At 38.2% G+C, this 24,457-nt stretch carries 24 protein-coding genes and 1 other annotated feature; all 24 genes read right to left on the bottom strand.

Going from position 1 to position 24,457, the window contains the following annotated elements; genetic code table 11:
• Positions 1-49: 49 nt before the first annotated feature.
• The gene (tuf, locus tag A33S_RS0109845; RefSeq protein ID WP_009383851.1) at positions 50-1,237 is read right to left on the bottom strand and encodes an elongation factor Tu; all 1,188 of its coding nucleotides are present in this window, start codon (positions 1,235-1,237) and stop codon (positions 50-52) included.
• Positions 1,238-1,420: 183 nt separating this feature from the next.
• Positions 1,421-3,502 carry an elongation factor G gene (gene fusA / locus A33S_RS0109840; protein ID WP_009383850.1) on the bottom strand — a complete coding sequence of 694 codons (2,082 nt, stop codon included), beginning with the start codon at positions 3,500-3,502 and terminating at the stop codon, positions 1,421-1,423.
• Between the two features lie 124 nt (positions 3,503-3,626).
• Positions 3,627-4,097, bottom strand: a complete 471-nt coding sequence (rpsG, locus tag A33S_RS0109835; protein ID WP_009383849.1) for a 30S ribosomal protein S7 — start codon at positions 4,095-4,097, stop codon at positions 3,627-3,629.
• Positions 4,098-4,179: 82 nt separating this feature from the next.
• Positions 4,180-4,593 carry a 30S ribosomal protein S12 gene (gene rpsL, locus A33S_RS0109830; protein ID WP_009383848.1) on the bottom strand — a complete coding sequence of 138 codons (414 nt, stop codon included), beginning with the start codon at positions 4,591-4,593 and terminating at the stop codon, positions 4,180-4,182.
• A 94-nt stretch (positions 4,594-4,687) separates the two neighbouring features.
• Positions 4,688-4,942, bottom strand: a complete 255-nt coding sequence (locus A33S_RS0109825; RefSeq protein WP_009383847.1) for a ribosomal L7Ae/L30e/S12e/Gadd45 family protein — start codon at positions 4,940-4,942, stop codon at positions 4,688-4,690.
• 174 nt (positions 4,943-5,116) lie between these two features.
• Positions 5,117-8,707: a DNA-directed RNA polymerase subunit beta' gene (rpoC, locus tag A33S_RS0109820; protein WP_162129660.1), complete on the bottom strand. Its 3,591-nt coding sequence runs from the start codon at positions 8,705-8,707 to the stop codon at positions 5,117-5,119.
• A gap of 165 nt (positions 8,708-8,872) precedes the next feature.
• Positions 8,873-12,424 carry a DNA-directed RNA polymerase subunit beta gene (gene rpoB, locus A33S_RS0109815; protein WP_009383845.1) on the bottom strand — a complete coding sequence of 1,184 codons (3,552 nt, stop codon included), beginning with the start codon at positions 12,422-12,424 and terminating at the stop codon, positions 8,873-8,875.
• Between the two features lie 207 nt (positions 12,425-12,631).
• Complete coding sequence (locus tag A33S_RS0109810; RefSeq protein WP_009383844.1) at positions 12,632-13,240, bottom strand: class I SAM-dependent methyltransferase; 609 nt, start codon at positions 13,238-13,240, stop codon at positions 12,632-12,634.
• Positions 13,241-13,322: 82 nt separating this feature from the next.
• On the bottom strand, positions 13,323-13,688 hold the full coding sequence (rplL, locus tag A33S_RS0109805) for a 50S ribosomal protein L7/L12 (protein ID WP_009383843.1): 366 nt from the start codon (positions 13,686-13,688) through the stop codon (positions 13,323-13,325).
• A gap of 54 nt (positions 13,689-13,742) precedes the next feature.
• Complete coding sequence (rplJ, locus tag A33S_RS0109800) at positions 13,743-14,252, bottom strand: 50S ribosomal protein L10 (RefSeq protein ID WP_009383842.1); 510 nt, start codon at positions 14,250-14,252, stop codon at positions 13,743-13,745.
• Between the two features lie 47 nt (positions 14,253-14,299).
• Positions 14,300-14,452, bottom strand: a sequence feature (ribosomal protein L10 leader region).
• A 40-nt stretch (positions 14,453-14,492) separates the two neighbouring features.
• On the bottom strand, positions 14,493-15,188 hold the full coding sequence (rplA, locus tag A33S_RS0109795; RefSeq protein WP_009383841.1) for a 50S ribosomal protein L1: 696 nt from the start codon (positions 15,186-15,188) through the stop codon (positions 14,493-14,495).
• Between the two features lie 141 nt (positions 15,189-15,329).
• Complete coding sequence (gene rplK, locus A33S_RS0109790) at positions 15,330-15,755, bottom strand: 50S ribosomal protein L11 (RefSeq protein ID WP_009383840.1); 426 nt, start codon at positions 15,753-15,755, stop codon at positions 15,330-15,332.
• A gap of 444 nt (positions 15,756-16,199) precedes the next feature.
• Positions 16,200-16,748 (bottom strand): transcription termination/antitermination protein NusG, encoded by a 549-nt coding sequence (gene nusG / locus A33S_RS0109785; RefSeq protein ID WP_009383839.1) that lies wholly within the window; start codon positions 16,746-16,748, stop codon positions 16,200-16,202.
• 14 nt (positions 16,749-16,762) lie between these two features.
• A complete protein-coding gene (gene secE / locus A33S_RS0109780; protein ID WP_009383838.1) occupies positions 16,763-16,942 on the bottom strand; it encodes a preprotein translocase subunit SecE in 180 nt (59 codons plus the stop codon).
• 21 nt (positions 16,943-16,963) lie between these two features.
• Positions 16,964-17,107, bottom strand: coding sequence for a 50S ribosomal protein L33 (rpmG, locus tag A33S_RS12085; protein WP_009383837.1), 144 nt, complete (start codon positions 17,105-17,107; stop codon positions 16,964-16,966).
• 50 nt (positions 17,108-17,157) lie between these two features.
• Positions 17,158-17,757, bottom strand: coding sequence for a sigma-70 family RNA polymerase sigma factor (locus tag A33S_RS0109775; protein ID WP_017176807.1), 600 nt, complete (start codon positions 17,755-17,757; stop codon positions 17,158-17,160).
• A gap of 75 nt (positions 17,758-17,832) precedes the next feature.
• The gene (locus A33S_RS0109770) at positions 17,833-18,357 is read right to left on the bottom strand and encodes an NYN domain-containing protein (protein WP_009383835.1); all 525 of its coding nucleotides are present in this window, start codon (positions 18,355-18,357) and stop codon (positions 17,833-17,835) included.
• Complete coding sequence (gene rlmB / locus A33S_RS0109765) at positions 18,354-19,103, bottom strand: 23S rRNA (guanosine(2251)-2'-O)-methyltransferase RlmB (protein WP_009383834.1); 750 nt, start codon at positions 19,101-19,103, stop codon at positions 18,354-18,356. Before rlmB ends, A33S_RS0109770 begins: the two co-directional genes overlap by 4 nt.
• Positions 19,104-19,108: 5 nt before the next feature.
• A complete protein-coding gene (locus A33S_RS0109760; RefSeq protein WP_051007387.1) occupies positions 19,109-19,459 on the bottom strand; it encodes a Mini-ribonuclease 3 in 351 nt (116 codons plus the stop codon).
• Between the two features lie 34 nt (positions 19,460-19,493).
• Positions 19,494-20,897: a cysteine--tRNA ligase gene (cysS, locus tag A33S_RS0109755; RefSeq protein WP_009383832.1), complete on the bottom strand. Its 1,404-nt coding sequence runs from the start codon at positions 20,895-20,897 to the stop codon at positions 19,494-19,496.
• Positions 20,881-21,510 carry a serine O-acetyltransferase gene (cysE, locus tag A33S_RS0109750; protein WP_193765462.1) on the bottom strand — a complete coding sequence of 210 codons (630 nt, stop codon included), beginning with the start codon at positions 21,508-21,510 and terminating at the stop codon, positions 20,881-20,883. Before cysE ends, cysS begins: the two co-directional genes overlap by 17 nt.
• Positions 21,511-21,776: 266 nt before the next feature.
• Positions 21,777-23,228 carry a glutamate--tRNA ligase gene (gltX, locus tag A33S_RS0109745; protein WP_009383830.1) on the bottom strand — a complete coding sequence of 484 codons (1,452 nt, stop codon included), beginning with the start codon at positions 23,226-23,228 and terminating at the stop codon, positions 21,777-21,779.
• Between the two features lie 34 nt (positions 23,229-23,262).
• Positions 23,263-23,748: a 2-C-methyl-D-erythritol 2,4-cyclodiphosphate synthase gene (ispF, locus tag A33S_RS0109740; protein ID WP_009383829.1), complete on the bottom strand. Its 486-nt coding sequence runs from the start codon at positions 23,746-23,748 to the stop codon at positions 23,263-23,265.
• Positions 23,741-24,433 (bottom strand): 2-C-methyl-D-erythritol 4-phosphate cytidylyltransferase, encoded by a 693-nt coding sequence (gene ispD, locus A33S_RS0109735; RefSeq protein WP_009383828.1) that lies wholly within the window; start codon positions 24,431-24,433, stop codon positions 23,741-23,743. Before ispD ends, ispF begins: the two co-directional genes overlap by 8 nt.
• Between the last annotated feature and the right edge of the window lie 24 nt (positions 24,434-24,457).

The following is a 24,457-nucleotide window of genomic DNA, read 5'->3' as shown; positions in this document are numbered from 1 at the left end:
AAAAAAAACAACTCCCAATTAAGGGAGTTGCTTTAATCTATATTTTGGATTACTCGATGATTTCAGTAACAACGCCTGAACCTACAGTACGTCCACCTTCACGGATTGAGAAACGAGTACCGTCTTCGATAGCGATTTTAGAAATTAATTCAACTTCCATTTCAACGTTATCGCCAGGCATAACCATTTCTGTACCTTCTGGTAATTGGATAACACCAGTTACGTCAGTAGTACGGAAATAGAATTGTGGACGGTAGTTAGAGAAGAATGGTGTATGACGACCACCTTCGTCTTTTGATAATACGTATACTTCTGATTTGAATTTAGTGTGAGGTGTGATTGAACCAGGAGCAGCTAATACTTGACCACGGTTAACGTCTTCACGTGCAACACCACGTAATAAAGCACCGATATTGTCACCAGCTTCAGCGTAGTCTAATAACTTACGGAACATTTCTACACCTGTAACAGTTGTTTTGCTTGATTCTTCAGCAAGACCGATGATTTCAACTTCTTCACCGACTTTGATTTGACCACGTTCAACACGGCCTGTAGCAACAGTACCACGACCAGTGATTGAGAATACGTCCTCAACTGGCATCATGAATGGTTTATCAGAGTCACGGTCTGGAGTTGGGATGAAGTCATCAACTGCTTGCATTAATTCTAAGATTTTTTCTTCGAATTTTTCGTCGCCTTCTAAAGCTTTTAATGCTGAACCAGCGATTACAGGTACATCGTCACCTGGGAAGTCATATTCGCTTAATAAGTCACGAACTTCCATTTCAACTAATTCTAATAATTCTTCGTCGTCAACTTGGTCAACTTTGTTTAAGAATACAACTAATGCTGGTACACCAACGTTACGTGATAAAAGGATGTGCTCACGAGTTTGTGGCATTGGACCGTCAGCTGCAGATACAACTAAGATACCGCCGTCCATTTGAGCAGCACCGGTGATCATGTTCTTAACATAGTCAGCGTGTCCTGGGCAGTCAACGTGCGCATAGTGACGTTTGTCAGTTTGGTACTCGATGTGTGCAGTATTGATAGTAATACCACGTTCTTTTTCTTCTGGAGCGTTGTCAATCATGTCGTATGATTGTGCTACAGTGTCACCATTTTTTGCTAATACAGTTGCGATAGCAGCTGTTAAAGTTGTTTTACCATGGTCAACGTGACCAATTGTACCAATATTGGCATGTTCTTTTGAACGATCGAATTTTTCTTTAGCCATTATGAAATCTCTCCTCTTCAATTTAGAAAATTAAATTTGTAATATCTCTCATGAAAGTTACTCACCTTCATGAGAAATAATCTTTATTACATTTATAAATCATTTGCCTTAAAAAATCAATAATATCAAACTTATCGCACAATTGTGGATAGTAGATGAATTTATTCAAGGTTTAACCTTAAATTATTCACCTTTGTTTTTCTTAATGATTTCTTCAGCTACTGATTTTGGAACTTCTGCATAGTGATCGAAGTACATTGTGTAAGTACCGCGACCTTGAGTATTAGAACGTAAGTTAGTTGCATAACCGAACATTTCTGAAAGTGGTACGAATGCGTTAACAACTTGAGCGTTACCGCGTGGTTCCATACCATCTACGCGTCCACGACGTGCAGTAACGTCACCCATGATGTCACCCATGTACTCTTCAGGCATTTCGATTGTAACTTTCATCATTGGTTCTAAGATTACAGGTTCACATGTTTTAGCTGCTTCTTTAAGCGCTAATGAAGCTGCAATTTTGAAGGCCATTTCAGATGAATCGACATCGTGGTAAGAACCATCGAATAATTCAGCTTTAACGTCGATTAATGGATAACCAGCTAATACACCGTTTTCCATTGCATCTTTAAGACCAGCTTCTACTGAAGGGATGTATTCACGAGGAACTACACCACCAACGATAGAGTTTTTGAATTCAAATCCGCCGCCAGTTTCATTTGGTTGGAAGTCAATGTGAACATCACCGTATTGACCACGACCACCTGATTGACGAGAGAATTTACCTTGAACTTTGCCGCCTTTTTTGAATGTTTCACGGTAAGATACCATTGGAGCACCTACGTTACATTCAACGTTGAATTCTTTCTTCATACGGTCAACTAAGATATCAAGGTGTAATTCACCCATACCACCGATGATAACTTGTCCAGTTTCATCGTCAGTGTGCGCTTTGAACGTTGGATCTTCTTCTTGTAATTTAACTAAAGCTTGAGTCATTTTATCTTGGTCAGCTTTAGATTTAGGCTCAACTGATAAGTGAATTACAGGCTCTGGGAATTCCATTGATTCAAGGATGATATCGTTCTTTTCACCACATAAAGTATCACCAGTACCAGTCTCTTTAAGACCTACAGCTGCAGCGATATCACCAGAGTATACTGTATTGATTTCTTGACGTGAGTTAGCGTGCATTTGTAATAAACGACCTACACGTTCACGTTTGTTTTTAGTTGAGTTCTTAACGTATGAACCAGCAGATAAAGTACCTGAGTACACACGGAAGAATGTTAATTTACCAACGTAAGGGTCAGTCATAACTTTGAATGCTAACGCAGCGAATTCAGCGTCGTCATCAGCTTTAGCGATAACTTCTTCGTCTGGGTTTTCAGAACGATGACCAACGATAGCTCTTACGTCTAACGGAGATGGAAGGTAATCAATTACAGCGTTAAGCATTAATTGAACACCTTTGTTTTTGAATGCAGTACCGCAAAGTACTGGGAAGAATTCAACATCAGTAGTTGCTTTACGGATAGCAGCTTTTAATTCATCAATAGAAATTTCTTCATCTTCAAGAACTTTTTCCATTAATTCATCGTTAGTTTCAGCAACTGCTTCGATTAATTCTTCACGTGCTTCTTGAGCACGTTCTTTATGACTATCTGGAATTTCAATTTCTTCAATCTCAGTTCCTAAGTCATTGTTATATTGGAAACATTTCATTTCAACTAAGTCAATGATTGCTTTGAAATCGTCTTCTGAACCGATTGGTAGTTGAATTGGTTTCGCGTTCGCATTTAAACGGTCTTTTAAAGTGCTAAGTGAGTAATCGAAGTCTGCACCTAATTTATCCATTTTGTTAACGAATACGATACGAGGTACGCCGTAAGTTGTTGCTTGACGCCATACTGTTTCAGTTTGTGGTTCAACACCTGATTGCGCATCAAGTACTGTTACCGCACCATCAAGTACACGTAAAGAACGTTCAACTTCTACTGTGAAGTCTACGTGTCCTGGTGTATCGATGATGTTTACACGGTGGCCATCCCACTCAGCAGTTGTTGCAGCTGAAGTGATTGTGATACCGCGATCTTGTTCTTGTTCCATCCAGTCCATTTGTGAAGCACCTTCGTGTGTTTCACCAATTTTGTGGATACGTCCAGTGTAATAAAGAATACGTTCAGTCGTAGTTGTTTTCCCAGCATCAATGTGCGCCATGATACCGAGGTTACGAGTGTGTTTCAAAGAAAAATCTCTTCCCATGGGTATTCTTTCTCCTTCCAAAATATAGGATTAAAAAACATGTGGATATGGCTTTGCCCTAAGCATTACCATTCCAAAATTTTTGTAGATATTTCGGAACATGCTCAGGGTGCAAACCATCATATTACCAGCGGTAGTGTGCGAATGCTTTGTTCGCTTCAGCCATACGGTGAGTATCCTCACGTTTCTTAACTGCACCACCAGTGTTGTTAGCAGCGTCTAAGATTTCGTTAGCTAAACGATCTTCCATCGTTTTTTCACCACGAAGACGGGCATAGTTCACTAACCAACGTAAACCTAAAGTAGTACGACGTTCTGGACGTACTTCTACAGGTACTTGGTAGTTAGAACCCCCAACACGACGAGCTTTAACTTCTAGTACTGGCATAATGTTGTTGATTGCTTCATCGAATACTTCCATAGCATCACGACCACTACGTTGTTCAACTAGGTCGAATGCTGAATAAAGAATTCTTTGAGCTGTCCCACGTTTACCATCTAACATAATTTTGTTGATTAATTTAGTCACTAACTTAGAGTTGTGAATTGGATCTGGTAATACATCTCTTTTAGGTACTGATCCTTTACGAGGCATAATTAAAGTCCTCCCTTCCTATTATAGTATATTGATTAACTTTCAGTCATTTTAAAAAGCGAAACTTTACAAAGTCTTAACTTTATTTCTTAGGTTTTTTAGTACCGTATAATGAACGTCCTTGCATACGTCCATCAACACCTGCAGTATCTAAAGCACCACGTACGATATGGTAACGCACACCAGGTAAGTCTTTTACACGTCCACCACGTACAAGTACAACACTGTGTTCTTGTAAGTTGTGACCGATACCAGGGATGTATGCGTTGATTTCAATGTTGTTTGATAAACGCACACGTGCATATTTACGTAACGCAGAGTTAGGTTTCTTAGGTGTCATTGTACCTACACGAGTACAAACACCACGTTTTTGTGGAGAATTTAATTTAGTAAATTGTTTCTTTTGACTGTTGAAACCTCTATTTAAAGCTGGTGAGTCTGATTTCTTTGATTTGCTTTTTCTTGGTTTACGTACTAATTGGTTAATAGTAGGCATTTAAATGTCCTCCTCTCTTCATTTCTTAATCCCACACATCCAGGTGGTTCATTTTTAGGGTAAAATAAAATTTAGTAAGTTTCCTCACTAAGTCTCATTTTAAGAATGCAACTACAATTGCACTTACATTGATACCTGCTTCATTTCCAAGTGTTTGTTTACTCTCAGAATATGAAATCGGTATATTTTGTTGTATGGCAATGCTCAACACGAAAGACAAGAGATGAACATTCACATCTTTGGCAATAATCAATGATGTTACTTGATCTCGTTCAAGTGCTTTCATCGTCTCCTTCAAACCAACAACGTGTTGCTTGTTATTAAAGCGTGTAACTTTTTCATTAGACATTTCACATATCCTCCAAAGTTCTTGCTTGCATCACACCTTTAATATATTAACACCTTTTCTTTTCAAAAGTCAACTTTTTAATACGAATTTCTGCCTATATTTTAAAAAAAGAAAGCCCAAAGGGAGCTTTGGAATTGAAATTTGAATTCTAAATCCCTTTGGACCTATTGATCATTATTCGATTACCATGTCTTCTGGTGTTTCTGGTTGGACACTTTCGCGTTCAAAGTCAACGTCACTATAGCGTCTCATACCAGTACCAGCTGGAATTAACTTACCAATAATAACGTTTTCTTTAAGTCCAAGTAAGTCATCACGTTTACCTTTGATTGCTGCATCTGTAAGGACACGTGTAGTTTCTTGGAATGATGCTGCAGATAAGAAGCTTTCTGTTTCAAGAGAAGCTTTCGTAATACCAAGTAATACTGGCTTAGCAGTCGCTGGGCGTTTACGGCCTTTGAATGCTTCACGGTTAGCATCAGTAAACTTGTGGATGTCTACTAATGAACCTGGTAATAATTTAGTGTCTCCAGCTTCGATGATACGTACTTTACGTAACATTTGACGTACCATTACTTCGACGTGTTTATCGTCGATTTCAACACCTTGCATACGGTAAACTTTTTGTACCTCTTTGAGTAAGTAGCTTTCAGTTGCATTTAAACCAGCTACTGATAAGAAGTGTTTAGGTTCAATTGAACCTTCAGTTAATACTTCACCACGTTCTACTGATTGACCAACTTCAACTTTAAGACGTGATGTACCATTTGCAAGGTAAGATCTTGTTTCGTTAGCGCCTTTAACAACAATTTCTTGTTGACGATCTTTGCCGATTGAGATGTCTTCGATAACACCTTCAATTTCAGTGATTACAGCTTGACCTTTAGGATTACGCGCTTCGAAGATCTCTTGGATACGTGGAAGACCTTGTGTGATATCGCTACCTGCTACCCCACCTGTGTGGAATGTACGCATTGTAAGCTGTGTACCTGGTTCACCGATTGATTGAGCGGCAATTGTACCAACTGCTTCACCCACTTCAACCTTTTCACCAGTTGCAAGGTTCTTACCATAACATCTTTCACATACACCATGACGCGTGTTACAAGTAAATGCTGAACGGATATAAATTTCTTCAATACCTGCATCTGTTACTTGTTTAGCAAGTTCTGATGTAATAAGTTCGTTAGGACGTAAGATGATGTCGTTTGTTTCTGGGTGACGAACTGTTTCTTTAGAATAACGACCTTCAATACGTTCGATGAATGGTTCGATCATTTCAGTACCTTCTTTAATGTCTGAAACAAGTAAACCACGGTCTGTACCACAATCTTCTTCACGCACGATAACATCTTGTGCTACGTCAACAAGACGACGTGTTAAGTAACCAGAATCGGCAGTCTTAAGTGCTGTATCGGCTAGACCTTTACGCGCACCGTGAGTAGAAATGAAGTACTCTAATACTGTTAAACCTTCACGGAATGATGAAGTGATAGGTAACTCGATAATCTTACCAGATGGAGCGGCCATTAAACCACGCATACCGGCAAGTTGAGTAAAGTTAGATGCGTTACCACGGGCACCTGAGTCACTCATCATGTAGATTGGGTTTGTTTTCTCAAGTGTATTCATTAATTCACTTTGAATTTGATCTTTAGCTTCTGTCCAAATTTCAACAACCGCGTTATAACGTTCTGATTCAGTTAATAAACCACGGTTAAATTGTTTTTGAACACGTTCAACTAATTCTTCAGATTTATCAAGGATTTCTTTCTTATCTGGTAGTACTGTGATGTCTGATACACCAACAGTAATACCTGCTTTAGAAGAGAACTTAAATCCTAAGTCTTTCATTAAGTCAAGCATCATAGAAGTATCTGTAATGCTGAATCGATTGAAGACTTCTGCGATAATTTTACCTAAGAATTTCTTGTTGAATGGTGAAATTAGCTCTTGTTCATCGAAGTAAGCTTTTAAGCCGCCTTCTCCTAATTCACTTGCTGAAACAAAGTACTTATCAGGTGTAGCGTGTTCTAAGTTTTCGTCTGAAGGTTCATTGATATAAGCAAATGAATCTGGAATGATTTCATTGAAGATAACTTTACCAACAGTTGTTGTTAAGATCTTCTTGTTTTGTTCTTCAGTAAATGTAGGGTTATTGAATGATGATGCATGAACACCAATTCTTGAATGTAAGTGTACATAACCCTTAGAGTAAGCTTTTAATACTTCATTAGTATCATTAAAGATACGACCAGTATTAACAGCATCGCTACGTTCTAATGTTAAGTAGTAGTTACCAAGTACCATATCCTGAGATGGTGTAACAACTGGTTTACCATCTTTAGGGTTAAGGATGTTTTGGGCTGCTAACATTAAGATACGTGCTTCAGCTTGCGCTTCTTTTGATAATGGTACGTGAACCGCCATTTGGTCACCATCGAAGTCAGCGTTATAAGCTGTACATGCTAATGGGTGAAGACGGATAGCGCGACCTTCAACTAGTGTAGGTTCGAACGCTTGGATACCAAGTCTGTGAAGCGTTGGTGCACGGTTAAGAAGTACTGGGTGTTCTTTGATTACGTCTTCTAAAACGTCCCATACTTCATCTTCAGTACGCTCAATTTTACTTTTAGCGTTTTTAATATTTGTAGCAATTTCACGTTTAACAAGTTCTTTCATTACGAACGGTTTGAAAAGCTCAATTGCCATTTCTTTTGGTAAACCACATTGGTACATTTTAAGGTTAGGACCTACAGCGATTACAGAACGACCTGAGTAGTCAACACGTTTACCAAGTAAGTTTTGACGGAAACGACCTTGTTTACCTTTTAACATATGAGATAAAGATTTTAATGGTCGGTTACCTGGACCAGTTACTGGACGACCACGACGACCGTTATCAATTAAAGCATCTACTGCTTCTTGTAACATACGTTTTTCGTTTTGAACGATGATGCCAGGAGCACCAAGGTCTAATAAACGTTTTAAACGGTTGTTACGGTTGATTACACGACGATATAAGTCGTTAAGGTCACTTGTTGCAAAACGTCCACCATCTAATTGAACCATTGGACGAATTTCTGGTGGAATGATTGGAAGTACGTCTAAAATCATCCAAGCAGGGTTGTTACCTGAATTTCTAAATGATTCAACAACTTCTAAACGCTTGATCGCACGAGTTAAACGTTGACCTGTAGCAGATTCTAACTCATCATGTAAATCCTTTAATTCAACATCTAAGTCAATTTCATCTAATAAGTCGCGGATACCTTCAGCACCCATTTTAGCAGTGAATTGACCAGGGAATTTATCATAATAATCACGGAATTCAGCTTCAGTTAATAATGTTTTCTTTTCAAGACCAGTTGGACCTGGATCTACAACAACATAAGAAGCAAAATAAATAACTTCTTCTAAAGCTCTAGGTGACATATCAAGTAATAGACCCATACGACTTGGGATACCTTTGAAATACCAAATGTGTGAAACAGGTGCAGCAAGTTCAATGTGACCCATGCGTTCACGACGAACTTTTGATTTAGTTACTTCAACACCACATCTGTCACAAACCATACCTTTGTAGCGTACACGTTTGTATTTACCACAACTACATTCCCAGTCTTTCGTAGGTCCGAAAATTCTCTCACAGAATAAACCGTCTTTTTCTGGCTTTAAAGTACGATAATTAATTGTTTCTGGTTTCTTAACCTCACCATATGACCAAGAACGAATCTTTTCAGGTGAAGCGAGTCCTATTTTCATGTAATGGAAATTATTTACATCAATCAAGGAGCCTACCTCCTTCAGTTTAAATTAGCTATGCTATTTGATTGATTCACAACGTTTAAACGATATCTAATACATAAGCCGAAAAGAAGAGAAAAGGCACCCTTTTCTTCTTCTTTAGCTTGATTTACTTAACTTCTATTAATCAGTGATTTCTTTTTGTGATTCTGGGATGCTAGATTGTTGTAAATTGACTTTGCGATCTTGAATTTCATCTTCTTCAAGGTCACGCATTTCAATTTCATTGTCACTTTCATCCATAACTTTAACATCTAATCCTAAACTTTGTAATTCTTTCATAAGCACTCGGAAAGATTCTGGAACACTTGGTTTAGAGATGTTCTCACCTTTAACGATTGATTCATAAGTTTTAACACGTCCGACAGTGTCGTCTGATTTGTACGTTAAGATTTCTTGAAGTGTGTATGCAGCACCGTATGCTTCAAGTGCCCATACCTCCATTTCACCGAAACGTTGACCACCGAATTGTGCTTTACCACCAAGTGGTTGTTGCGTAACGAGTGAGTATGGACCAGTTGAACGCGCGTGTAACTTGTCATCAACCATGTGAGCAAGTTTAAGCATGTACATAACACCAACTGAAATACGGTTATCGAATGGTTCACCAGTTCTACCATCATAAAGAACTGTTTTACCATCGCGTGCCATACCAGCTTCTTCAATTGTAGACCATACGTCTTCATCGTTCGCACCATCGAATACTGGAGAAGCAACGTGAATACCTAGATATTTAGCTGCCATACCTAAGTGTAATTCAAGTACTTGTCCGATGTTCATACGAGATGGTACACCTAGTGGGTTTAACATGATGTCGATTGGACGTCCATCTGGTAAGTAAGGCATATCTTCTTCAGGAACGATCTTAGAAATAACACCTTTGTTACCGTGACGACCACACATCTTATCCCCTACGTGAATTTTACGTTTTTGAACGATGTAGACACGTACTAATTGGTTAACACCTGGAGATAACGAATCATCGCCTTCTTCACGATTAAATACCTTAACATCTAATACGATACCGCCTGCACCGTGTGGTACACGTAATGACGTATCGCGAACTTCACGTGCTTTTTCACCGAAGATAGCGTGTAATAAACGTTCTTCTGCAGTTAATTCAGTAACACCTTTAGGCGTAACTTTACCTACTAAAATGTCACCATCTTTAACCTCAGCACCAACATAAACGATACCGCGATCGTCTAAGTTCTTAAGGGCATTTTCAGAAACGTTAGGAATGTCACGCGTAATTTCTTCGGGTCCAAGCTTCGTATCACGAGCTTCTGATTCATATTCTTCAATGTGAATAGAAGTGTAAACGTCGTCTTTAACAAGACGTTCGCTCATGATTACAGCATCCTCGTAGTTGTAACCTTCCCATGTCATGAAACCAACAACTACATTTCGACCTAGTGCCATTTCACCAAGTTCCATTGATGGACCGTCTGCAAGAATTTCGCCTTTAGTTACAACGTCGCCTTCAGCAATGATAGGACGTTGGTTGTAACAAGTACCAGAGTTTGAACGCTTGAACTTAGCTAATGGATAGCGATCAAGTTCGCCTTCATATTCTTTGCCGTCTTCTTCGATTAAACGACGTACTAATACTTCGTTAGATTGAACATGTTCAACACGACCTCTGTGACGCGCAATGACTGCTGCACCTGAGTCACGAGCTGCTACGTGTTCCATACCTGTACCAACGAATGGAGATTCTGGATTCATTAAAGGTACTGCTTGACGTTGCATGTTTGCACCCATTAACGCACGGTTAGAGTCATCGTTTTCGATGAATGGGATACATGCTGTCGCTGCAGAAACAACCTGTTTAGGTGATACGTCCATGTAATCCATTTTCTCTTTATCCATTGTTGTATTGTTACCACGGAAACGACATACAACTTCGTCGTCTAAGAAACGACCTTCTTCGTCTAAACGAGAGTTCGCTTGGGCAACTACATAGCTATCTTCTTCGTCAGCTGTTAAGTAGTCGATTTGCTCAGTAATCGCGTTTCTTTCGATATCTACTTTACGATAAGGTGTTTCAATGAAACCAAATTCATTTACGCGTGCATAACTTGATAGTGAGTTAATCAGACCAATGTTTGGACCCTCTGGTGTTTCGATTGGGCACATACGACCATAGTGAGAATAGTGAACGTCACGTACTTCCATTTGAGCACGTTCACGCGTTAAACCACCAGGTCCAAGGGCAGATAAACGACGTTTGTGCGTTAACTCTGCAAGTGGGTTTGCTTGATCCATGAATTGAGATAATTGAGAGCTACCAAAGAATTCTTTGATAGAAGCAATTACTGGACGGATATTAATAAGTTGTTGTGGTGTGATCGAATCTGTATCTTGGATTGACATTCTTTCACGTACGACACGTTCCATTCTTGATAAACCGATACGGAATTGGTTTTGTAGTAATTCACCTACAGAACGTAAACGACGGTTACCTAAATGGTCGATGTCATCTGTGTAGCCAATGCCGTGTAGTAAGTTGAAGAAGTAAGACATTGACGCAACGATATCTGCTGGCGTAATACATTTTACTTCTGAATCAGGGAATGCATTACCAATTACAGTCGTTGTTTTTTCTTCATCATCATTTGGTACATATACTTTAATAGATTGAACTTCTACCGGTTCATCTACAATACTACCTTCTAATTCATAAACTTCAGTGTTCGCAGTAGATTCAAGTACTTCCATGATTTCGTCTAATTTACGACGGTCTAGTACAGTACCTTCTTCTGCTACAATTTCACCAGTTTCTGAATCAACGATAGGTTCAGCTAATTTTTGATTGAATAAACGGTGTTTTAGGTGAAGTTTCTTGTTAGCTTTGTAACGACCAACACTAGCTAAATCATAACGTTTTGAATCGAAGAAACGTGAGTATAATAAACTCTTAGCATTTTCAAGTGTTGGTGGTTCACCTGGACGTAAACGTTCATAAATTTCAAGTAAAGCTTGATCTGTATTTTCAGTATTGTCCTTTTCAAGCGTGTTACGTAGGTATTCATTATCACCGATTAAATCAATGATCTCTTGGTCAGATGAATAACCTAAAGCACGTAATAATACTGTTAATGGTAACTTTCTTGTTCTATCAATACGTACATATACTACGTCTTTCGCATCAGTTTCGTATTCTAACCATGCACCACGGTTAGGAATCACTGTTGCATCGTAGTTTGTACGACCGTTTTTATCTAATTTTTCGTTGAAGTAAACGGATGGTGAACGTACAAGTTGTGATACGATAACACGTTCAGCACCATTAATAACGAATGTACCTGTATCTGTCATTAATGGGAAATCACCCATAAATACTTCTTGATCTTTAACTTCGCCAGTTTCTTTAATGATTAAACGAACTTTCACACGAAGAGGCGCTGCGTAAGTTGCATCGCGGTTTTTAGATTCTTCTAAATCGTATTTAGGTTCACCTAATCTATAATCAACGAATTCTAATGATAAGTTTCCTGTAAAGTCTTCGATAGGAGAGATATCTCGGAACATATCTAAAAGACCTTCTTTTAAGAACCATTCATAAGATTTCGTTTGAATCTCTATTAAGTTAGGTAGTTCTAATACTTCTGAAATTCTCGCATAATTTCTACGTTTACGATGTCTTCCATATTGGACATTTTGGCCTGCCAAACAGATTCACCCCTCAAAAATTGTGCACGTACTTAAAGTATTTATAAAGGTGCTTAGACAAAAAGAAAACGGCAGCACATTTTGATGACACCATTTTCTATTATCGTCTATTATTATTGTTATAATCACCACGAAATACGTAAAAGTACACACTTATTGAACATAAATTTTTACATTTTATAATTCTATCAGAGAAAGTTTTGAAAATCAACACTTATCACTTGATAAAATATAGTAACCTTTATTTTTAGCTAAAACTTCCACATTTGAAAATACTGCGTCCATTTTCTTTTTTGCAGAAGCCATACCTTGTTTCTTTTGAATCACGACTAATAATTTGCCGTTTGCTTTCAACTTATCTTTGGCACCTTCTAAAATGCCATGAACGACATCTTTTCCGGCACGAATCGGTGGATTGGTTAAGATAAAGTCATACGTATCGTCTTCAACTTCACTTAAACCATCACTTTCTTTTACTGAAGCATTTGAGATATCATTAGCTTCGATATTCTTAGTTGTTAATGCTAAAGCACGCGCGTTCACATCTACTAGAGTAACGTCATCATGCGGCGCAACCTTTGCCAACATAAGCCCAATAGGTCCATAGCCGCACCCTACATCAAGAATCGTTTTCTTCTTGCCAACTGGGTGATGCTTTAAAAAAGTTCGAACTAATAAGTCTGATCCGAAATCAATTTTACCTTTTGAAAAGACACCTGCGTCAGTCGTAAGCGCTAAGCGATGATTTTGATAATGATACGTGAAAACTTGCTCGTCGCTCTTTACCTCTGGTGTTTTATCATAATAATGGCTCATAACCACACCTCACCTTTAGAAAATAAAAAAGACTGGGTAATAACAAGTATTATCCCAGTCCCTTTTTTCATTTATCAAAGAATTATTTTAATTCTACAGTTGCGCCTACTTCTTCTAATTGTTCTTTAAGTTTTTCAGCTTCTTCTTTTGGTAATCCTTCTTTGATTACTTTTGGAGCTTCGTCTACCATTGCTTTAGCGTCTTTAAGACCTAAACCAGTAGCTTCTTTAACTGCTTTAACAACTTTGATCTTAGATGAACCAGCTGAAGTTAATTCTACGTCGAATTCTGTTTTCTCAGCTGCTTCGCCGCCGCCTGCTGCACCTGCTGCTGCTACTGGAGCTGCTGCAGTTACACCAAATTCTTCTTCAATTGCTTTAACTAAATCGTTTAATTCTAATACTGACATTTCTTTAATTGACTCAATGATTTGTTCATGATTTGCCATTTTATATTCCTCCATTTTTTAAATATTTTTTATGATATCGCGTAAGTGCGTCGATTATTCAGCACTTTCTTCTGATTTTTCTTTCTCTTCTCCAACTGCTTTAACTGCATAAGCGAAGTTGCGCATTGGTGCTTGTAATACTGATAATAGCATTGAAACAAGACCTTCGTGAGATGGTAATGTACCAACTGTGTTAACTTCCTCAGCTGAGATAAGTTTACCATCCATAATGCCGGCTTTAACTTCAATTGCGTCGTGTTCTTTAGCGAATCCAGCGATTACTTTAGCTGGTGCTACAACATCTTCTGTAGAGAATGCTACAGCTGTAGGACCTGTGAAGTGTTCATTTAAACCTTCAAGTCCAGCTTCTTCAGCTGCACGGCGAAGCATAGTATTTTTGTATACTTTGTACTCAACGCCAGCTTCACGTAATTGTTTACGTAAGTCTGTTACTTCAGCAACAGTTAAACCACGGTAGTTAACGATAACTGTTGAAACTGATGCTTCAAGTTGTTCTTTGATTGTTGAGACTTGTTGTTTTTTAGCTTCAATAATTGCAGACATTTAGACACCTCCATAATTTAAATTTTAATTGGTGCTTTTTATTGATTTTTTACAATAAAAAAGCACTTTTTACCCGCGGCAAAAAGTGCTTGAATCTTATCACGTTCAAGTCAATTTAGCCTCGGTAGGATATCATAAATTGCTATGATGATTAAGTTTCTTTAAACTCCTACTGTCTTAGGTAAAATAATCACATTTATTAATATATCGCGCTTAGTGTAATAAGTCAACGATTATTTTTTATAATTTAAAGCCAGAAGTATCTACTTTGATACCAGGACCCATAGTTGTTGTTACAGATACTGATTTAAAGTAAGTACCTTTTGCTGAAGATGGTTTAGCTTTTGTTAAAACATCTTTTAATGCGTTGAAGTTTTCAACTAATTTATCCTCATCGAATGAAGTTTTACCGATAGAAGCATGAACGATACCAGATTTTTCAGCACGGTATTCAACTTTACCAGCTTTGATTTCTTCAACAGCTTTTTTAACGTCCATTGTTACTGTTCCAGTTTTAGGGTTTGGCATTAAACCTTTAGGTCCTAATACACGACCAAGTTTACCAACTTCTCCCATCATGTCTGGTGTAGCAACAACTACGTCGAAGTCGAACCAACCTTGTTGGATTTTGTTAACGTAATCTGAATCGCCTACGTAATCTGCGCCTGCTTCTTCCGCTTCAGTAATTTTGTCACCTTTCGCGAATACTAAAACACGTTGTGATTTACCAGTACCGTGTGGTAATACTACAGCACCACGGATTTGTTGGTCATTCTTACGTGTATCAATACCTAAACGAAATGCTACTTCAACTGAAGCATCAAAATTTGCAATATTAGTTTCTTTAGCTAAGCTGATAGCTTCTTCTACGTTGTAGAACTTTTGGCGATCAACTTTGCTTTGAGCATCTTGATACTTTTTACCTTTTTTAGCCATTTCTTTTCCTCCTTTAGTGGTTTTAGCGGAATGTCCTCCCACGTTCACTTGTACATTTGTACAAGTTAAAGGCAGACAGCAACAAATGCTATCTGCATATCGTTATTTATACATGTTTCATTTAAAGTTATCGTTATGCGATTAGCCTTCTACTGTGATACCCATACTACGCGCTGTACCTTCAACGATACGCATAGCTGCTTCTTCAGATGCTGCGTTTAAGTCAGGCATCTTAGTGTTAGCGATTTCGCGTACTTGGTCTTTAGTAACAGTAGCAACTTTGTTTTTGTTAGGTTCGCCTGAACCTTTTTCAACGCCTGCTGCTTTTTTAAGTAGTACTGCTGCAGGTGGTGTCTTAGTGATGAATGTAAATGAGCGATCCTCAAATACAGTGATCTCAACTGGAATGATTAAACCTGCTTGTTCTTGTGTACGTGCATTGAACTCCTTACAGAATCCCATGATATTCACACCGGCTTGACCTAATGCAGGACCAACTGGTGGTGCTGGGTTTGCTTTACCTGCAGGAATTTGCAATTTAACTACTTTTTCTACTTTTTTAGCCACGATGTGCACCTCCTTGATATCGTGATGTGGTCACAGGGCTCAGTTTTGCCCTCCCACTCATAAAACATTTCGTGACGAAATGAGCGCCTCCATGAGCGCGACCACATTAGTTTAACATTACTTATTACAAATTACAATAGCAAAGTTCCACTTGATTTTTTTAATCATAGTGGAACTTGTGCATGAGCTTTGCTCAGGCGTACCTCTATTCACTTAGAATAAAATTCTTAGTGGGATTTATGCATGAGCTATGCTCAGGCCTTCCTTTAAAACACTAGACTTTTAAATCATAGTGGAACTTGTGCATGAGCCCAGCGAAAGCGTACATCTATTCACTTAGAATGTAATTCATAGTGGGATTAGTTTACGCTTAGCTCAAATCGCTCATTGCCTTAGCTTACTCACTGAACGCCTAGCGCATCAATTAAGTTAACGCCACAAAATTTATAATTTCTCGATTTGATCAAATTCTACTTCTACAGGTGTTTCACGACCGAACATATTTACAAGTACTGTTAACTTGAATTTTTCTGATTCTAACTCATCTACTACGCCAACTTGGTCAGCAAATGGGCCAGATTTAATTTTAACTTGGTCGCCAATTTCAACTTCAACATCGATTGTTTTTTCTTTCATGCCCATTTGTTTTAAGATGAAACGCGCTTCATCTGGAAGTAATGGATTTGGCTTAGAACCCGCACCTGCTGAACCTACGAATCCTGTAACACCAGGTGTATTACGTACTACATACCATGATTGGTCTGTCATGACTAATTCAACAAGAACGTAACCTGGGAATGTTTTTTTAACAAGCGTTTTCGCTTTACCGTCTTTAACTTGTGTTTCCTCTTCTTCTGGTATGACAACTCTGAAAATTTGTTCTGTCATATTCATAGATTCAACACGTTTTTCTAAATTCTTTTTAACTTTATTTTCATAACCTGAGTATGTGTGTACTGCATACCAACGTTTTGCCCCGTTCTCTGTGGACATCTTGTCACTCCTAACTATTTGATAATTTCGATAAGTCTCCCGATTCCAATATCTAGACCATAGAAAAATAATAAGAAAAATAACACTGTTGTAACTACAATCGATGTATATTTACCTAGTTCTTTTCCTGTTGGCCAGCTTGTCTTCTCCATCTCACTTTTGACACCTTGGAAGAAACTTTCTTTTTTAGCCATATCTCATATCCTCCACTTCATTTATTTCGATTCTTTATGAACTGTGTGCTGATTACAATTTGGACAATATTTTTTGAGTGTTAGGCGTGTTGAAGTTTCTTTATTTTTAGGTACATTATAATTTCTGTTACCACACGCTTCACAATTAATAGGAACCTTTTTCATAATGTTCACCTGCTCATTATAATACCAGTTTACTATACAAAAATTCTTAATCAATTGTCAAATAGATATAAGCGTTTATAATATTTTTTTAATTTATGTTTACAACGATAAATCGCATTATATACAACTTTTTCTTCAACGCGAAACTTTAATGCGATTTCACGCGGTTTGTACTCTTTCATCAACAAATCAACGACTTGTACTTCAAAAGGACTTAACCGCTCACTAAAGCACTCTAGAAATGCAAGCTCCTCTTTATGCACCATATTCTGTTCAAGCTCAGCATAGTATATAGCTTGATACGCGTAATAAGCAGCTTTACTCTCATTCAAGATCATCTCACCGAGTGCTTCTAAACGCATATGCGCTCTTAAATAATCAATCTTTGCACGTTTAATGACCTTGTTCAGATAATGCGTAATAGGCAACGTATCATCGATAACAAAGTGTTCAAAATGTTGCATGAGCTTCATTATAATATCATGACAAATATCTTCACGGTCTTGCCTATTTACTCTGTAGTCGATTAGCGCTTCTAAAATATACGGACGTAGTGTTTTTACTAAGGCTTCTTTAGAAGCATCACGATTGGATTGATAATTTTTAATGAGCGTTGAGAGTTCTTCATTACTTAATTGCTGTTGAATCATAGTTGTCACATCCTACTTCAAATATTGAAGTAAGCATATAGAACAAATTAAAAAAAGCGCAAGACTACAGAAATGCTAAGAATCCGGGTTACCACGTCTCAGTTTTTCAAATTTTGTTAGTACGTCTTCAGACAACGGAATTCGCGTGCGTGGCTTAGTATTATCAATAGAAGCCATCGTTTTCTTAACGGTCTTTTCATTCTCGGTAATGTTACGCCACATCTCACGCGACGAGATACGATAAGCACCAGTCCCAAAGATTGCGTGTTGCTCACTCATGTCACTCGTGACAACCATAATCTTAGTCGTATGCTTGTTATAGTGATTATAAACCCATCGTTCGATATAGCTATCGGCCGTCTCATTCTCCTTGGTGTAAATAATTTTAACTCCGTGATAATACGATTCGCTCATATTACCTTCTTGATCATACGCATCAAATACACAAATCACTTCACCCTTAATAAGCGCGTTATAGTTACTGATTTCTACAATTAACTGTTCTCTCGCTTCGGAAAGGTCTTCCTGAGCTAGTGCACTGAGGTGATTGGATTGTCCCATCATATTGTAACCATCTATGATGACGTATACTTGTTTCATGACTTTTCTCCAAGTGGATGACGCTTACGGTAGACTTCATACATGAGTAAGCTTGCCGCTACAGAAGCGTTCAAGCTATTAACATGACCAACCATAGGTATGTTTAAGAAGAAATCGCACTTCTCAAGCACAACGCGGCTTGTACCTTGACCTTCACTACCGATAACAATCGCTAGCGGCATACCTGCGTCCATCTCGCGATAATCTGTTGAATGCTTGGCTTCTGAACCAACAAACCAGTACCCTTTATCTCTTAATGTATCCATAGTTTGAGATAGGTTCGTTACACGAATGACTGGTACGTGCTCAATTGCTCCTGTCGACGCTTTGGCAACAACTTGCGTTAAAGCAACTGAACGTCGTTTCGGAATAATGATGGCATCAATGCCCGTTGCGTCAGCAGTTCTAAGTATCGAACCTAAATTATGTGGATCTTCAAGACCGTCTAAGATGAGTACGCATGGCAAGTGGTCTTGTTGTTCCATTTCTTCTAAAAAGGCATCTAAGGCTTTATATGCATATGGCGCAATGAACGCAGCGATACCTTGATGGGGTGAATCCGAAATGTGGTCAATTTTCGATTTTGGTACCGTTTGAACGATGATTTTTTCAGATTTTGCTTTTTTTAAAATGTCTGCAATTTGTTGTTTTTTTATGTTTTCTTGTATCAGAATCTTATTAATTGTACGCCCGGACATAATTGCTTCTTTAACTGCGTGACGACCTACTATAGTTAAATCTTCCACATTCATCACTCCCTTTTCTCAACAATTTCAATAATATCTTCTAACAAAGCTTCTAAACGTTCAGTTTGATGGTCAAGATATAGATAACCAATCACCGCTTCTAACCCTGAACTTTTACGATACGTTTGAACATCTGTGTTTTTAGCTTTCGTATGGCTTTTCGCATTGCGACCACGTTTAATAACGTCTGATTCATCCTCTGTGAAAAAGTCCACCGCTTCAAGCGTCATCAGTGTCTCGGCTTGGCTTTTCGCTGAGACGTAACGTGTTGCTTCGTGGTGCAAGCGATTTGGTTTACTTTGAATTTTACGAATGATGTGTCGGCGTACGTGTTGATCAAGCACAGCATCGCCCATATAGGCCAAAGTTAGCGGGTTCAGTAACTTAACATTATTCACCACGTTTAAATCTCACACCTTGTTTGGTATCTTCTAAGATAATGTTTTTCTCTTTTAAAAGGTCTCGGATTTCATCAGCGCGTTCGAAGTTCTTTTGTTGACGTGCTTCGTTACGCTCTTCAATTAATGCTTCAATTTCTTCGTCTAAAAGTTCTTCTTTAGAGGCCTTTTCAAGAGGGACACCTAATACGTCACTAATGATTTCATGAACTTCCATGAGACGTTTTAACACGTCGACTGAAGTGGATTGCTCGAGATTGTATTTATTTGATAACTTCGCTAAATCATACCAAGCTGTAATGGCATTCGCTGTGTTAAAGTCGTCGTTCATCACTTTCTCAAACTGCGCTAAAATTTGATCTGCTTCATCTTTATGCGCATCATGCGATTTAATATCAACAGACGTCTCTAGGCGCGTTCTTAAAGCTTCATAACTATTTCGAATACGTTCTAAACCGCTTCGTGCAGCATCAACAAGCTCTAAATTGTAGTTAATTGGACTTCTGTAATGCACACTAATCATAAAGAAACGTAGCACGTCAGGATCAATTTCTTTGATGATATCGTGAACAAGGATAAAGTTACCTAGTGACTTACTCATCTTTTCATTATTGATATTGATGAAGCCATTGTGCATCCAATAGTTCGCGAATGTTTCGCAGTTATGCGCTTCTGATTGCGCGATTTCGTTCTCATGGTGCGGGAACTGTAAATCGCTACCACCTGCGTGGATATCAATAGTTGGACCTAATTCATGGTAAGCCATAACAGAACATTCGATATGCCAACCTGGACGACCTTCGCCAAATGGGCTATCCCAGCTGATTTCACCAGGCTTAGCTTTCTTCCATAATGTGAAGTCTAAGGCATCTTCTTTTTGTTCACCTGTTTCAATGCGTGCGCCTACCTTTAGATCATCAATAGACTGATGACTTAATTTACCGTAGCCATCAAATTTACGCGTTCTAAAGTAAACGTCGCCACCACTTTCGTAAGCGTAACCTTTATCAACAAGTTCTTTAATAAAATCAATAATATTATCCATGTGATCCATTACGCGAGGATTAGAAGTCGCTTTCTTAACGTGGAGCGCACCTGTATCTTCGTAAAAGGCCTTGATATAACGTTCTGCAATATCAGGAACGCTTTCGCCAAGTTCGTTAGAGCGTTTGATTAACTTATCATCAACGTCAGTAAAGTTAGACACATACTCAACCTCATACCCTTGATACTCGAAATAACGACGAACAACGTCGTAACAAATCGCAGGTCTTGCGTTACCAATGTGAATGTAGTTATAGACAGTAGGTCCACATACATACATCTTCACTTTACCTGGCTCGATAGGTTTGAATGTCTCCTTTTGTCTCGTTAACGTATTATATAATGTAATCATCTTCAATCTCTCCATTCTTAGTTTGCTCAAGTTGTTTTTCTAATTGCTTTAACTGTTCATAAATAGGATCCGGTAAGTTACGGTGGTCGAACGTTTTACCGATTCTAACACCATCTTGTTTAACAATTCGTCCTGGAATACCTACAACAGTTGTATAGCTTGGCACATTACGTAATACTACAGAGTTTGCACCGATATTTGAATTTGAATGTACTTTAATATTCCCCAATACCTTGGAACCAGCAGCAATCAAGACATTATCACCGATGTCAGGGTGACGTTTACCTTTCTCTTTACCTGTACCACCTAGTGTAACACCTTGATAAATCGTTACATTATCACCGATTGTACATGTTTCCCCTATCACAACGCCCATACCATGGTCGATGAATAAACGATTACCGATTTTGGCACCTGGGTGAATTTCAATGCCCGTAAAAAAGCGTGAGACTTGAGAAATTGCTCTTGCTATAAAATATAATTTTCGTTTATAAAACCAATGTGCAACTAAATGATTCCATACTGCGTGAAGGCCCGCATACGTTGTGACGACTTCAAACGTCGTTCTCGCAGCAGGATCTTGTTCGAACACCATCTTTACATCATCTTTCATACGTTTTAACACACTGTTTACCCCCTTTTATTAAAAAAAGCACCTCTAACAAAATTGTCAGAGGCGCTTAAGCACGGTTCCACTCTTTATTTTCGTACATGTGTACACTCATTCGTCGATATTCAACTACTCAAATAAGGTGCATTCATTAAACATTGCGACGTACTCACACCACCCGTACGCTCTCTGAGTCACAACCATTTAACTACTCTTCCTTACGTCAAAATTCACTTTAATCGTAATGGATTTGTTGAATTTTTTCAAGCTTATAACATTTTTTTAATACGTGTTAAGACTTTATCTTTACCTAATACTTCAATCGTGTTTGGTAATTCAGGTCCGTGCATTTGACCAGTTACAGCAACACGGATTGGCATAAATAAGTTTTTACCTTTAATACCCGTTTCTTTTTGGATTGATTTAATTGATTTCTTGATTTCAACTGCTTCAAATGGTTCCAAGCTTTCAAGTTTATCGTATAACGCGCTCATTAATTCAGGCACTTGTTCACCATCTAATACCGCTTTCGCATCTTCGTCGAGTTCTTTTTCATCTCTAAAGAATAATTCAGATAGCGGTACAATTTCACCTGCATAGCTCATTTGTTCTTGATATAAAGCAACTAATTTTCTACCCCAATCAAGTTCATCTTCTGAAGGAGATTCAGGTAGTAATCCAGCTTTAATCATGTGCGGTAATGTCATTTCAAAAACAGTTTCTGGATCTTTTTCTTTCATATATTGGTTGTTAATCCATTCTAATTTTTGCTTATCGAAGAAAGCTGGTGATTTAGACAAACGATTTTCATCGAAGATTTTAATAAATTCTTCTTTAGAGAAGATTTCTTCTTCACCTTCAGGAGACCAACCAAGTAAAGCGATAAAGTTAAATAATGCTTCAGGTAAGTAACCTAAATCACGATATTGCTCGATAAATTGAAGAATTTGACCGTCACGTTTACTTAACTTCTTACGTTGTTCATTAACAATTAATGTCATGTGACCAAAGCGTGGCGGTTCCCAACCAAATGCTTCATAAATCATAAGTTGTTTAGGCGTATTTGAAATGTGGTCGTCACCACGAATCACATCTGAAATTTCCATATAGTGATCATCAATCGCAACGGCGAAGTTATACGTTGGTACGCCGTCTTTTTTAACGATAACCCAGTCACCGATACCATTAGAATCAAATGATACGTCACCTTTTACAATATCGTTAAATTGATATGTTTTGTCTTTAGGTACACGGAAACGAATTGAAGGTTTGCGACCTTCTTTTTCAAATGCTTCTTCCTCTTCTTTAGTAAGGTTCGCATGTTGACCACCATAACGTGGCATTTCACCGCGAGCACGTTGCGCTTCACGTTCAGCTTCTAATTCATCTTCAGTCATATAACACTTATACGCTTTATCTTCTTCAAGTAGCTTTTCAATAAGAGGGTTATAGATATCTTGACGTTCAGATTGGCGATAAGGACCATAACCTTTATCTTTATCTACAGATTCATCCCAATCTAAACCTAACCATAGTAAGTTATCAAATTGAGAAGACTCACCATCTTCAAGGTTACGCTTTTTATCTGTATCTTCAATACGAATTACGAAATCACCATCATGATGCTTAGCATATAAATAGTTAAATAACGCCGTACGTGCATTACCAATATGCAGATAACCTGTTGGACTTGGTGCATATCTTACTCTTACTTTACTCATCCGATTCACTCCTGTTAAATTTATCTCATTTTATTTAAGACGATGATTCACCTGTTAAAGAGACGATTGCTTGAGCTGCAATACCTTCTTCTCTACCGGTAAAACCAAGTTTTTCACTCGTCGTAGCTTTTACATTAATATATTTTACATCTACATCGAATACTTGTGCAATAACTTCACGCATCTTATCGATATGCGGTCTAAATTTAGGCTTTTCAGCAATAATTGTAGCATCTACATTGTTGATAACAAAGCCTTCTTTCTTAACCGCTTCATATGCTTCTTTTAATAACTTTTTAGAGTCCGCATCTTTAAAAGCCATGTCCGTATCTGGAAACAATTTACCAATGTCTCCTAACGCACATGCACCGAGCATCGCGTCCGTAATCGCATGTAATAATACATCGGCATCACTATGCCCTTTTAAACCTTTCGTATGCGGAATTTCAATACCGCCAATAATTAATTTACGTTCTGAATCAAATTCGTGAACATCATAACCGAGTCCTACTCTAAACATTTAAGTCACCTCTATTTTGAATTACTGAAAGCCCGTAATCTAAATCCTCCGTCGTCGTCAACTTAATATTATTATAATTTCCTTCAACGACTTGAATTGGCGTACCATAGTGTTCGACTAACGACGCGTCATCTGTACCCTCAAACTTTGTTTCAGAAGCATACTGATACGCTTCCTTTAAAAGCCCGAATTGAAAGGCTTGAGGCGTTTGCACTTGCCACAATTTACGTCGATCTAACGTTTGAACAACCTGACCATCTTCAACGACTTTAATCGTATCTTTAGCTCTGACCGCAGTCAGACACGCTTGATTCAACGTCGCTTGTTGGAATAAACCTTCTATCGTTTCATGTGAAACAAATGGTCTTGCACCGTCATGTACCATGACGACCGTTTCAGGGTTAAGTTCTAACGACTGTATGACATTAAAAATACTTTCTTGGCGTTCACGTCCTCCAGCTATGAAGGATGTGACCTTGTCATACGCAGTCAGTAGAGATTGAAGCTTCGTTTCTTCATTTGGATTAATTGCTAAATGAATACCCTCGCACGCGTTGTCTTCTTGAAATACCTTTACTGTACGTTCAATGATCGTCATTCCATCTAATTCGATCAATAATTTATTATAAGGCTTACCCATTCGAGTGCCACGGCCTGCAGCCGGAATAATGACATGATATCCCATGTTCGTTCACCTAATCCTTTTCAA

The sequence above is a fragment of the Staphylococcus massiliensis CCUG 55927 genome (genome assembly GCF_000298075.1).
Taxonomy (GTDB): Bacteria; Bacillota; Bacilli; order Staphylococcales; family Staphylococcaceae; genus Staphylococcus; species Staphylococcus massiliensis.
The sequence above is the reverse complement of the archived record's forward strand: the minus strand, read 5'-3'. Positions and strand labels throughout refer to the sequence as shown.